At 59.7% G+C, this 13,888-nt stretch carries 5 protein-coding genes; 4 read left to right on the forward strand and 1 reads right to left on the reverse strand.

What is annotated here, in order from left to right:
* Positions 1-54: 54 nt before the first annotated feature.
* Positions 55-3,765: a methionine synthase gene (gene metH, locus QLG10_RS21880; RefSeq protein ID WP_110754476.1), complete on the forward strand. Its 3,711-nt coding sequence runs from the start codon at positions 55-57 to the stop codon at positions 3,763-3,765.
* Between the two features lie 64 nt (positions 3,766-3,829).
* Here the strand turns inward: metH and QLG10_RS21885 are convergent, their stop codons facing one another.
* Positions 3,830-10,813 (reverse strand): NEL-type E3 ubiquitin ligase domain-containing protein, encoded by a 6,984-nt coding sequence (locus QLG10_RS21885; RefSeq protein ID WP_282488010.1) that lies wholly within the window; start codon positions 10,811-10,813, stop codon positions 3,830-3,832.
* A 138-nt stretch (positions 10,814-10,951) separates the two neighbouring features.
* On the opposite strand from QLG10_RS21885, the gene QLG10_RS21890 reads away from it, so the two are divergent.
* The 3 genes from QLG10_RS21890 (at position 10,952) to QLG10_RS21900 (ending at position 13,849) form a co-directional block, all read left to right on the forward strand.
* The gene (locus tag QLG10_RS21890; RefSeq protein WP_110754479.1) at positions 10,952-11,170 is read left to right on the forward strand and encodes a DUF2970 domain-containing protein; all 219 of its coding nucleotides are present in this window, start codon (positions 10,952-10,954) and stop codon (positions 11,168-11,170) included.
* Positions 11,171-11,712: 542 nt separating this feature from the next.
* The gene (locus tag QLG10_RS21895; RefSeq protein ID WP_110754481.1) at positions 11,713-13,371 is read left to right on the forward strand and encodes a nitrite/sulfite reductase; all 1,659 of its coding nucleotides are present in this window, start codon (positions 11,713-11,715) and stop codon (positions 13,369-13,371) included.
* Positions 13,355-13,849 carry a DUF934 domain-containing protein gene (locus tag QLG10_RS21900; protein ID WP_110754483.1) on the forward strand — a complete coding sequence of 165 codons (495 nt, stop codon included), beginning with the start codon at positions 13,355-13,357 and terminating at the stop codon, positions 13,847-13,849. The genes QLG10_RS21895 and QLG10_RS21900 overlap by 17 nt, the downstream gene beginning before the upstream one ends.
* The last annotated feature ends 39 nt before the right edge of the window (positions 13,850-13,888 follow it).

The raw sequence follows: 13,888 nt of genomic DNA on the forward strand, positions 1-13,888 counted from the left end.
GTACAGGTTTGCTATCATCCCGGCCCTTCGTCATGGTCTTTCCGAGTAGTCCCAATGTCCGATCGCAGCGTTCGCCTCCAAGCCCTCAAGCACGCCCTCAAAGAGCGCATCCTGATTCTCGATGGCGGCATGGGTACGATGATCCAGAGCTACAAGCTCGAAGAGCAGGATTACCGTGGCAAACGTTTCGCCGACTGGCCGAGCGATGTCAAAGGCAACAACGACCTGTTGGTGCTGACGCGTCCGGACGTGATTGGTGGCATCGAGAAAGCCTACCTGGATGCCGGTGCCGACATCCTGGAAACCAACACCTTCAACGCCACCCGGATCTCCATGGCCGACTACGGCATGGAGGAACTGGCCTACGAATTGAACGTAGAAGGCGCTCGCCTGGCGCGCAAGATCGCCGATGCCAAAACCGCCGAGAACCCGGACAAGCCGCGTTTCGTTGCTGGCGTACTCGGCCCGACCAGCCGCACCTGCTCCTTGTCGCCGGATGTGAACAACCCCGGCTACCGCAACGTGACATTCGATGAACTGGTGGAAAACTACACCGAGGCCACCAAAGGCCTGATCGAGGGCGGCGTCGACCTGATCCTGATCGAAACCATCTTCGACACCCTCAACGCCAAGGCCGCGATCTTTGCCGTACAGGGCGTGTTCGAAGAACTGGGCATCGAATTGCCGATCATGATTTCCGGCACCATCACCGACGCCTCCGGCCGCACCCTGTCCGGGCAGACCACCGAAGCGTTCTGGAACTCCGTGGCCCACGCCAAGCCGATTTCGGTCGGCCTGAACTGCGCCCTGGGCGCCAGCGAACTGCGCCCGTACCTCGAAGAGCTGTCGAACAAGGCAGGCACCCACGTTTCCGCGCACCCGAACGCCGGCCTGCCCAACGAGTTCGGCGAGTACGACGAACTGCCGGCGCAAACCGCCAAGGTCATCGAGGAATTCGCCCAAAGCGGCTTCCTCAACATCGTCGGCGGCTGCTGCGGCACCACCCCGGGCCACATCGAAGCCATCGCCAAGGCCGTGGCCGGCTATGCGCCACGCCAGATTCCGGAAATCCCCAGGGCCTGCCGCCTCTCGGGCCTGGAGCCGTTCACCATCGATCGCAACTCGCTGTTCGTCAACGTCGGCGAGCGTACCAACATTACCGGCTCGGCCAAGTTTGCCCGCCTGATCCGTGAAGACAACTACACCGAAGCCCTGGAAGTCGCCCTGCAGCAGGTTGAGGCCGGCGCCCAGGTGATCGATATCAACATGGACGAAGGGATGCTCGATTCGAAGAAGGCCATGGTGACCTTCCTCAATCTGATTGCCGGGGAACCGGACATCTCCCGCGTACCGATCATGATCGACTCCTCCAAGTGGGAAGTGATCGAAGCCGGGCTCAAGTGCATCCAGGGCAAGGGCATCGTCAACTCGATCAGCATGAAAGAAGGCGTCGAGCAGTTCATCCACCACGCCAAACTGTGCAAGCGCTATGGCGCCGCCGTGGTGGTGATGGCCTTCGACGAAGCCGGCCAGGCCGACACCGAAGCGCGCAAGAAAGAGATCTGCAAGCGCTCCTACGACATTCTGGTCAATGAAGTCGGCTTCCCGCCGGAAGACATCATCTTCGACCCGAACATCTTTGCCGTGGCCACCGGCATCGAAGAACACAACAACTATGCCGTGGACTTCATCAACGCCTGTGCCTACATCCGCGACGAACTACCCTATGCATTGACCTCGGGTGGCGTGTCCAACGTGTCGTTCTCGTTCCGCGGCAACAACCCGGTGCGCGAGGCGATCCACTCGGTGTTCCTGCTGTACGCGATCCGCGCGGGCCTGACCATGGGCATCGTCAACGCCGGCCAGCTGGAAATCTACGACCAGATCCCTGTCGAGCTGCGCGACGCCGTTGAAGACGTGATCCTCAACCGCACCCCTGAAGGCACCGACGCCCTGCTCGCCATCGCCGACAAGTACAAGGGCGATGGCAGCGTCAAGGAAGCCGAGACCGAAGAGTGGCGCAACTGGGACGTCAACAAGCGCCTGGAGCATGCGCTGGTCAAGGGCATCACCACGCACATCGTTGAAGACACCGAAGAGTCGCGCCAGTCCTTCGCCCGCCCGATCGAGGTGATCGAAGGGCCGCTGATGGCCGGCATGAACATCGTCGGCGACCTGTTCGGTGCCGGCAAGATGTTCCTGCCGCAAGTGGTGAAATCCGCCCGGGTGATGAAACAAGCCGTGGCGCACCTGATTCCGTTCATCGAACTGGAGAAAGGCGACAAGCCGGAAGCCAAGGGCAAGATCCTCATGGCCACCGTGAAAGGCGACGTGCACGACATCGGCAAGAACATCGTCGGCGTGGTGCTGGGCTGTAATGGCTACGACATCGTCGACCTTGGTGTCATGGTGCCGGCGGAGAAGATCCTGCAGGTGGCCAAGGAGCAGAAGTGCGACATCATCGGCCTGTCCGGCCTGATCACGCCGTCGCTGGATGAAATGGTCCATGTAGCCCGCGAGATGCAGCGCCAGGATTTCCACCTGCCGCTGATGATCGGTGGCGCCACGACCTCCAAGGCGCACACGGCGGTGAAAATCGAACCCAAGTACAGCAACGATGCGGTGGTGTATGTCACCGACGCTTCTCGCGCTGTCGGCGTGGCGACCCAGTTGCTGTCCAAGGAACTGAAAGCCGGCTTCGTCGAGAGAACCCGCGAGGAATACATCGAAGTGCGCGAGCGCACCGCCAACCGCAGCGCCCGTACCGAACGCCTGAGCTACGCGGCTGCGATCGCCAAGAAACCTCAGTTCGACTGGAGCACCTACACGCCGGTCAAGCCGACCTTTACCGGCGCCAAGGTGTTGGACAACATCGACCTGAAAGTCCTGGCCGAATACATCGACTGGACGCCGTTCTTCATTTCCTGGGACCTGGCCGGCAAGTTCCCGCGCATCCTTCAGGATGAAGTGGTCGGTGAAGCCGCTACGGCGTTGTATGCCGATGCCCAGGAAATGCTCGCCAAACTGATCGACGAGAAGCTGATCAGCGCCCGTGCGGTGTTCGGCTTCTGGCCCGCCAACCAGGTTCGCGACGACGACATCGAACTCTACGGCGATGACGGCAAGCCCCTGGCCAAGCTGCATCACTTGCGCCAACAGATCATCAAGACCGACGGCAAGCCGAATTTCTCGTTAGCCGATTTTGTCGCACCCAAGGACAGCGAAGTCACCGACTACGTGGGCGGTTTCATCACCACCGCCGGCATTGGTGCCGAAGAAGTGGCCAAGGCTTACCAGGACGCTGGCGACGATTACAACTCGATCATGGTCAAGGCCCTCGCCGACCGCCTGGCCGAGGCTTGCGCCGAGTGGTTGCACCAACAAGTGCGCAAAGACTACTGGGGGTATGCCAAGGACGAGACGCTCGACAACGAGGCACTGATCAAGGAGCAATACAGCGGCATCCGCCCTGCCCCGGGCTACCCGGCGTGCCCGGATCACACCGAGAAAAGCACCCTGTTCGCCCTGCTCGACCCTGAGGCCAGTGAAATGCGCGCCGGCCGCAGCGGCGTGTTCCTCACCGAGCACTATGCGATGTTCCCGGCGGCGGCGGTCAGCGGTTGGTACTTCGCCCATCCGCAGGCGCAGTATTTTGCCGTGGGCAAGATCGACAAGGACCAGGTGCAGAGCTACACGTCGCGCAAAGGTCAGGAGTTGAGCGTCACCGAGCGCTGGCTGGCGCCCAACCTTGGGTATGACAACTGATTGATCCGAGCCTTGGGCTCTGGAGGCAGACCTGTGCTGACTCCAGAGCTTTGCCGGCTGACGATCAGGCCTGTGCGCCCAACTCGGCTACCTCACGTTCGCTGAGTGTGGTCAGCAGTTGCAGGCGGTTGGCTTTATTGACGCTATCCAGGGCGTCCATCTCCTGCAGGTAGGCCGAATTGAGCTCCGGGTATTTATCCTCAAGCTCACTGACCTTGTCCTGGAAACCCTGCTGCACCCTGGTAAATTCTGCGGGGTATTTCTCCTCCAGGTAATCTCTCCAGTATCTACGCGCGGTCAGTTGCTCGATGAACTCGGGGGTCTTTTCCCCGGCAATGATCCTTGTGTAGGCTGCGTCCAGATCCGCTGCGGTCACTTTCGCCAAACCCTCATAGAGCATGCCTTTGGGCTGGTTGGGCAATTCAAGACGCCGGGCCAGACCGATTCGATAGGCCAGGCGTACCTCGGCAGGATCGAGTGACGGCATGAGCCGGATACGCGTGGCGGCTATCTCCTCGACTTGCGACAGGCGGAACAGGCTTCTGGACAATTTCAGCAGCTCGCGACCTTTGTGTTCAGGGGCGATGTCCTTCAAGGCATTGAACTCATAGACCTCGATTTCCAGTTCGTTGAACAACAGTATCCGGCCATCACCACAGGTCGCGCGATTCCTCAATGCCCTCGAGGTGCCCATCAACCGCTCGCTCAGCGCCTCATCGCCATACGCGGCTTCAAGGACACGCCAGACGCGCTGCGTGAGATCCAGGCGGTCGGCGGCAAAGTCCCGGGTGTACTCCAGTTGCGAGAGGATGTATGAAAAGTCATGGGTGGTGTCCCGCTCCATCACGGCGTCCCACATCTGGTGCTTTTCCGAGTCTGCCGCCACGTTGGCAAACCATCGCGCTTTTTGTACCTGCGGTGTCTCATTGTCGGGGTGAACTTCCTCATCAGTAGTCTCGCCCCCCTCGGACGCCTCAGGTCCGAAGCCCTCCAGAAATTGTTCGATCTCTTGCGCGGTGTAACCCAATCCACGGCCAGTTTCCCGCTGGTACTCCTGCAACCGTAAGACTTCTTCCATTTCCAGATTGACGTTGTCAGACAAGTCGGTGCCGGCCATCAAGGTTGCGTGTTCAGGCAAGAAGGCATCGGGAGGAATTATCGCTATCTGGTTGCGACTCAGGTTAAGTGTTGTCAGCGCTGGCGCTTGCAACACGCCCTGGGGCCATTCCCGAAGATTGTTGCTGCGCAGGTCCAGCCCTTGCAACTGCTCAAGGTCGGCGACATCAAAACTGCCAAGCCTGTTCCAGCTCAAGTCCAGCCACTGCAAATGCCTCAAGGAGCGCAGCTGGCGCATCAACACATCACTGGTGCGCAAATCGTTAGAACTGGCGCTCAACCGGACGAGGTATTCACATTGCCCCACTGCCTCGGGCAACGCCCCCAGGCGGTTGTTATCGAGCGTCAGGCTACGCAAGCGGGGAAACGAACGCAGGAACGTATTCGTACTGTCCGTGAGCCCGACACCGTTCAGGTCCAACGCGCCGACATGTTCGAACGTGACCGACAAGGCAGGCAAATCGCCGATCAGGCCGGTAAAAACAAGTGCAGCGTCAGTCGGCGCCCCCTCGGCCGCAGGAACATCTCGCAAGGTGGCTCGCCAGCACTCCAGAAGCTGGTCTGCCGCCCGGCGGCGATCTACAGCGCCCACCCAACCCTGGCGAGCGCGAACGGCCGGGACATCGATCCAGTCATTCAAGTCCTTGATCAACTGTGTCTGCTGTTGCTGCCACTGGATCAGCCGGGCTTCAATTTCGAGAGCCGTCATACCCTGGGCAAGCCATGCGTCGATCCGTCCAACGGCTTGCGCATCCCCAAGCTGAGGATCAAGGCGCTGCAGCCTGGCAGCCGAGGTCTGGGGCAAATCACCTGCGCCAGGCTCCAGGTGCAACGGCAATAGCAGGTCCGGGCGCTCCGCTACTTCATCCGGAAAGAACTCCGGATCGCCTCCGGTGCGTCCGGCCGAGAGGTGCGCTTGCGCAATACCCATCGGGTTCCCGGATACGGTGCGTTGCGCGTATGTCCGTACCGCCGTCAATGCTGGCGGGCTCAGCCGACAACCTTGCAGCGAGGTCCCCGCCAACAGCTGATCATGCCCGGTCAGGGCCGCTGCCGGGATGTCGGTAATACCGCTGTGATTCAGGGCCAGGCGGTGCAGGTTGGGCAATGACAACACGCCCTCGGGCCATTGGCGGATATTGGTGTGGCTCAGGTCCAGGCTCTGCAGGCTCGTCATCGAACCGACCTCGAGAGCGCCGACCCGGTTGTACGCCAGGTTCAGCGTTTTCAACTGGCTCAAACGGTTCAACCGCGCTTGCCCTGACGCCGTGATACTGATCCGATTGAACGAGAGGTTCAACTCGCTGAGTTCTGCGAGCGTATCAATTGCCTGCGGCAGCGCGGTCAGTTGGTTGGCGCTCAGATTGAGGGTACGCAGTTGGGGAAATCCACTGAGGAAGTCATTGACCTGCGCGGTCGAAAGCCCGCTGTCCCTGAGGATCAGGCTGCGCACATGAGGAAAGACCGAATCGCCAAGCACGGGCAAATCACCCAACGGCCCAAACCCCGTCAGGTCCAACACTTCGTCCACTGCATCAGTTTGCCGCCACGACGGCCCTGCCACAGGCTCCGGGGGGCAATAGCGGGAACGCAGCGCCTTGCGAGCGCATTCGCGGATTCTGCCAGCGATCACCGCACGTTCTTCGACCTCCACCTGTCTGCCATCGACCCGCACAACCCTGGCCTCCCAGGTGTCCAAAGACTGATTCAATGCCTGCTGCTGCTCGTGCAGTGCATCAACCTGTGCCAGTAATGCCCGTCCCGATAGCCCGTCCTTGCTGAACTGCGCCATTGCGTCTGATGCAAAGCTGTAATCATTGGGCAACAGTTTCGACAAGCGCCCTCTACAGTACCGAGCAACCATTTGCGGCTCATCGACCAGATGCGCCGGGTTGTCATGCACAAAATCATAGGCCTTCATGAAGGCTTGCGGTTCCAGGGCAGCCCAATCCACTTGCAAGCTGCGCCATAGCGACTCCTGCCCGCTGAACAGCTCGTCAGGCAGCGATTTGATTGGCACACCCTGTAAATCGACGGTTTCAAGCCGGTTCAGGCCCGACAACCCACTCGGCCACTCGTCCAGATTGCCCACCAGCCTCAAGGACCGCAGATTCGTCAGCGTGCCGAAGTCCATTACGCCCAGATTGCCCCTGAGGGACAGCTGCTCCAGTTGAGTCATGCCCTGGAGCGCTTGCACCAATTGCGGCGAATACGCCTCCACTGCGCAATCAAGGGCAAGCTCGGTAATGTCGGTCAATTCCGGCAGCTTTTCTGCCAGAGTCGCCATATCCTGCACGTTCACCGAGAGTCCCAGCTTTTTGATCTTCGTAAAGCGCTGGAGCAACTCACCGCCCGAATCACCGATCAGCTGGCCGCTGTCCAGTTCCACGCTACGCACATGGCTGAAGACGGCATCCCACTCGGGCAAGGGGTCAGCACCGCGTAAATCCAGAGAAAAAGAGGGCTCCAACTCTCGGTACAGACCATAACGCCAGCAATGGATCAATCGATCGGCGATCACCCGGCGAGACTGCCCACCCGCAGCGACCGGCGCGCCAGCATCGACCCAGTTGTTCAATGCAGTGTCCAATGCGTCGAATTCCCGTTGACGATTATTCAACAGATTGAACACTTGCTGATCGGTGTCTCCCGCGCTCAGGCGGCTTCTGACGAATTGACTGGCTTGCACATCGGAGATGTTCGGGTAAAGGTCCCGCACCCTTGAGATCAACGCGCCATCGGGCAAGCCGACACCGCGCCCACTGGCCAGGTAACCCAGGCGGCCATCGGGCAGGCGCAGCGCCGGCCCGGGGCCATTCAACGGACGCTGCTTCAAGATCAGTGCCATGTCGCTGCGATGAGTGCTGGCATGGTTCGCCAGTTTTTTCTGCAAGGCCTGGCCTTGATTGCCTTCCAGGGTTGCCCGTGTCGCTTCGGGCAGAAATTCCAGCAGCGATTCATACAGATTCTGGCCATGGGCGGGGATGTTGTTCACCGGCCTGCCTTGGTCGTCGCAGGCGCGAAAATATCCGTCGCCCTTGACCAGGTAATTGCGAATCGGCGCACTTTCGCTACCAATGCTGTCCAGCAATGGGCCCTTGATCGTACCGGAGCGCAGTTCCACGCGGACATCTGCCGGCCAGCCGGCCAACTGTTCCAGGCTGTGCAATGCCAGACGATCGCTGGCCACGGACGCCATGCTCTCCAGATGCAGACCGCAAATTGCCCGGTTCAGGGCGCCCTGCTGTAAATGGACGCGAATTTCCTGAGCCTGGCGCAAAGGTATTTTTGCGCTGCGCAATTGGGCCAGCTCGGCAGCGCTGGCGTTGTTCAGCACGTGCCGCGCGCCCTCCGGCGACAGTGAAGGGAAACTTCGCTGCAGTCGTTGAATATCGGCATCAGGCGTCTGCTGGCCGGCCAGCAGTCGGTCGAACAGCGACTTTTTCCTACCCAGCCCGTGATCGGCCAGGCTGTCCCTGAACATCTGCACGCGATCCGCGCCTTTTTGTGCGCTGCGTGCCCCCAGCAATCGGTTGATTTGTGGCTCGTCGAGCGCCTGCAATACAGTTTCCGGCAATTTTCCGGCCCGCACTTGCGCTCGGGTGATCTTGATCGTGGGCTTCACGCTGTTCAGTGCCGCCGCTGAACCGAAGCGTTGCGAGGCCCCCCAGGGTTCCAGCCCCTCGAAGACTTCCACCACTTCGTCGACGGGCCAGTCCGGCAGTTCCACAGCCATCGGTACGACAGCCTCGTAAGCACTACCCAGGTTATTGCCGGTGCGGATCCGATCAATCAACTGGCTTGCTTGCTGATCAGCCTTGAACGCCCTGATGGTCTCGGCCAAAAGCGGTGGCGGTGGCTGTTGATCGATGTGCATTTGGCGCAACGCATCATCACTGACGCCGCTGGCTTCGGCAATTTGCTGCAGCTGCGCATCAGAAAAATCCTCCATGGATGGCCCCATTCGCCGCAACAATGTTGGACGATCCCATTCCAGCGGCCGTTCAAGCGTGTGGCGCCAGGCGCCGAGCTGATTGTGCTGCAAGATCGGTTGATAGGCCTGGGGATCGCTGGGGTGTTGGATCCGCCATTTTTTCAGTGCCGGGTCGAAGGTCTTTTCGTAGACATTTCCCTCATGTCGAATATAGGTCTTGTCCCCGACCTTGTACTGCCCCATGGCATTGGGCTCCAGCCCCTCCAGAGAGACACTGCTCTTGTAAGGTGCCAGATCGGGACTCCACAAGCGCGGTTCACCAAAAGGCGTGGAGATCCTGCTCATCCCGTTGACAAACCGCGAGTTGACGATTGGTGGCGCCTTGCTCGCTGCCGCGCCCAACACGGCCATGAAGGCTACGTTCTGCACCACTGATTTGAAATGTTCCCAGGCCTCTTCGGCATCTCCCTCTTTCCACGCCTGCGCCCCCTGGTACACCTCGTAACTCAATTGCAGGGCGGTGACGGCCAGCATGACCTCGCCCAGCCCCGGGACAAAAAAGGCCGCCACGTTCAAAACGGTCAAGCCCCATTCGGCAAAGTGTTTGAGTCGCGTATTCCAGGCGGCGTGGTCGACTTCGGCGGTGGGTACCGCCAGCAACCTGGCATTGGATTTCACCCTGGCCAGATGAAATTCATAACAGGCTCCAAACACTTCTTCATCAATGAAGACTTCATCCATCCCCAGGTCGAGATTCTCGTTCCACACCTCTACATACATGCCATTGCGGAACGCATCCGGGTTATAGGGCGGGCCCGGGTAGACCGGAGCCGGGTCCCACTTGTGGACCTTGAGCTGACGCTTGAGCCGGTGGACAAAACGGCCCGACTCATCTTGCGCGACAAAGCCGGCGAAGAAGCGCTGGTAACCGGCGGTACGCAGCTTGATCGCAAGGTCCTGGGCAAACTCGCGGGCGCAGGCATACGCCTTGAGCGGGCTGATAGGATCGCCTGGAATGTAGACGATGATCCGCGAATCAGGAATCAGATTGCCCAGCGCGGGTGAGCCCGCTAGGGCAGAGAGCCAGGGATTCTGCAGGGTATGCCTGTGTCTTCGCGACGCCGCCCCGATAATCAGCACGTCGTTCAACGCCGAGCCAAGAACCTCCAACCGGCTGTAAATGATCGGCTCGGCATCGAGTCGCCCTGGCGAATCACCATCGAGTATCGCCAGCACCGTCGCATAGTCCGCAGCATCAATGTCTGACCTTATCCGAGCGATGTGCGCCTGCACGCGCATTCGGTTCTTGTTCGCCGTAATCGTCTGTTGGCGAACAGTCGCAGCCTTGTCGGGCGCATCGAATACAGCACTCAAATGGTCCTGATACTGTTTGCCCACGTCCAGTTCCCGGCACAGGCTGGCGAACTCAGCGGGCTTGATCGACAACTTGTCTCGTATGCTGTAGCGCACCTTCGCAAACGGGTAATGTTTGCTGTGATCGTAATAGTGCCGCTCCAATGCCCCCGCGGGCGCCAGCGCACTGGTTTCCTGCAGGGCAACGCCGTCGAAGGAATCATCCTGTTCGAAGTTTCGCAGCGCCGCCTGCAACAATGGCTGCTCTTCTGCCAGATTGGGCGAACGCATATGAAACAGCGCCGTGTTGACAATATCCGGCGCCTGACCGAATTTTTTCTGCAACGCATCCGTCAGCAATGGCTTGGCGAACTCGGTGATGCCTTTGAAATCCTTGAGAGTCGTGGCCAGCGCCTGGTTGGAAGCGTTGCTCTGTGCCTGACTGTCGAGCAAGGCCTGGCGCAATGCCTGCGGTGCCTTGGCATACAGTTCAGGGTACGCCTTGATGAATCGCCGGGCTGGATTGCGCGCCTGTGTCATGGCCTGGAGATGGGGGGTGACCAGGTGACGCGTCCAGTCGGGAAGACGGCTCTTGATAAACGGAACGTGAAATCCCGGTTCAGCGGGTATGGAAGGGTCCGGCATGATGTTGCTCCTGATGCTCGATTGAGAGCGCATCAGGACACCACGGCCATCCGGCGGCATGGCGGTACATATTTATAGGGGGAAACGGGCAGTTTGTTTGGCTATGCTGAGATCTCACACCTTGCTGAAGAGGGATTTATGGACGATCCAGTCGATAACAAGCCACCCACGTTTTGGCAGATGCTCCACAGCGTCATGGCGGCGGCGTTCGGGGTGCAGAGCGGGAAAAACCGGGCGCGGGACTTCACCCACGGCAAACCCAGCCATTTTGTGATCCTGGGGATCTTGTTCACGGCAGTCTTCGCACTGACACTGTACGGCATCGTGCAGCTGGTACTGCTATTAGCCGGGGCATGAGGCATCAGCGTTACAGCCTGAACGGATATCGAAAGGCGTAGAAAATCTTCGCTATTGACCGTACCGGGCCTCCGGAAGATTCGCGCGCACGACAGCCCGCGAACCGACAAGCGTCGGCAGAGACCCGGACGGGTTGGTTTATTGGTGACTGACCCAGAATACCGCGGTGCCGACCACCAGGATGATCAGGAACAGAATTGCCCAAGCGTCGACCGAACTGTCGCTTTTGCGTGCTTTGGTTGGGTTGCTCATTGCATCGCCTCTTGTCGGTTTTATCGGTGATTGCATAAAGACTCGATCACAGTAAAGACGACGATTGCCCGCACCACAAACAGGGACATTGCAACGACGAATCTCATTAGTCCTTTTGGTTCTTTACATATACTCAAACATCACTTTTGCGCATAACTACAAACTGGTATCTTGCCCCGGCTCCCTAAGGAGTGCGCGGCCGTGCGCGCAGAATTGCGAGGCTCTTGGACTGCGGCAAGCACAAAAACGCAGCTGTATCCGAGCGACCCAAGCCTGAGAACAGGACTTATATGTACGTATACGACGAATACGATCAGCGGATCATCGAGGACCGCGTCAAGCAGTTCCGTGATCAGACCCGACGCTATCTGGCAGGCGAGCTGAGCGAAGAAGAATTCCGCCCTCTACGCCTGCAGAATGGCCTTTATATCCAGCGCTTTGCGCCGATGTTGCGGGTGGCGGTACCTTATGGCCAACTGACTTCGCGCCAGATGCGAATGATGGCCAAGATTGCCCGCGACTACGACAAGGGCTACGCGCACATCAGTACCCGGCAGAACGTACAGTTCAACTGGCCTGCCGTGGAAGACATCCCGGACATCCTGGCCGAGCTGGCCACCGTGCAGATGCACGCGATCCAGACCAGCGGCAACTGCCTGCGCAACGTCACCACCGACCAGTTCGCCGGTGTCGCTGCCGACGAACTGATCGATCCGCGCCCGTGGTGCGAGATCGTCCGCCAGTGGACCACCTTCCACCCGGAATTCGCCTACCTGCCGCGCAAGTTCAAGATCGCCGTCAACGGTTCTACCTCCGACCGTGCCGCCATCGAAGTCCACGACATCGGCCTGGAGCCGGTGCACAACGCCGCTGGCGAACTGGGTTTCCGCGTGCTGGTCGGCGGTGGCCTGGGCCGTACGCCGGTAGTGGGCGCGTTCATCAATGAATTCTTGCCATGGCAAGACCTGTTGAGCTACCTCGACGCCATCCTGCGGGTTTACAACCGCTATGGTCGTCGCGACAACAAGTACAAGGCGCGGATCAAGATCCTGGTGAAAGCGCTGACCCCTGAGGTCTTCGCCCAGAAAGTCGATGCGGAAATGGAACACCTGCGCGGTGGCCAGACCACGCTGACCGAAGCCGAAGTGCATCGCGTCGCCAAACACTTCGTCGACCCGGACTACAAGGCGCTGGACGACCAGTCCGCCGCCCTGGCCGAACTCGACCAGCAGCACCCAGGCTTCGCTCGCTGGCGCGCGCGCAATACCCTGGCGCACAAGAAGCCAGGCTACGTGGCCGTGACCCTCTCGCTGAAGCCGACCGGCGTTGCACCAGGCGACATCACCGACAAGCAGCTCGACGCCGTGGCCGACCTGGCCGACCGTTACAGCTTCGGTCAATTGCGTACTTCCCACGAGCAGAACATCATCCTGGCCGACGTCGAGCAGGACAAGCTGTTCACCCTGTGGGGCGAGTTGCGCGAGAAAGGGTTCGCCACGCCGAACATCGGCCTGCTGACTGACATCATCTGCTGCCCGGGTGGCGATTTCTGCTCCCTGGCCAACGCCAAGTCGATCCCGATCGCCGAATCGATCCAGCGCCGTTTCGACGACCTGGACTACCTGTTCGACATCGGCGAACTGGACCTGAACATCTCCGGTTGCATGAACGCCTGTGGTCACCACCACGTCGGCCACATCGGCATCCTCGGGGTGGACAAGAAAGGCGAAGAGTTCTACCAGGTTTCCCTCGGTGGCAGCGCCAGCCGCGACGCCAGCCTGGGCAAGATCCTCGGCCCGTCCTTTGCCCAGGAAGCCATGCCTGACGTGATCGAGAAGCTGATCGACGTGTACATCGAACAACGTACCGAAGACGAGCGCTTCATTGACACCTACCAGCGTATTGGCATCGACCTCTTCAAGGAGCGCGTCTATGCAGCGAATAATTAAGAACAACGAAGTCGTCGACGAAACCTGGCACTTGCTGCCCAAGGATTTCAGCATCGATGAGATCACTAACTGCGACGACTACATCGTTCCGTTGCAGCTGTGGCGCGAACACAGCCGTATGCTCCTGGCCCGCGACGGTGGCTTGGGCATCTGGCTCGATGCCGATGAAGAAGCCGAGGAAATCGGTGAAGACGTGGCGAACTTTCAGGTTATCGCCCTGAATTTCCCGGCCTTCACCGATGGCCGCAACTACTCCAACGCTCGTTTGCTGCGTGACCGTTACGGCTTCAAAGGCGAACTGCGGGCCATTGGTGATGTGCTGCGCGACCAGTTGTTCTATATGCGCCGCTGCGGTTTCGATGCGTTCGCGATCCGCGCCGACAAGGACCCATACCAAGCACTGGAAGGTCTCAAGGACTTCTCCGTGACTTATCAGGCTGCCACCGACGAACCGCTGCCGCTGTTCCGTCGCCGCTGATCGGCAAACCTTGAACCCCTGGCGGGGTTCAAGGTTCAC

It is taken from the genome of Pseudomonas sp. V98_8, from assembly GCF_029967975.1.
In the GTDB taxonomy this organism is placed as follows: Bacteria; Pseudomonadota; Gammaproteobacteria; order Pseudomonadales; family Pseudomonadaceae; genus Aquipseudomonas; species Aquipseudomonas umsongensis.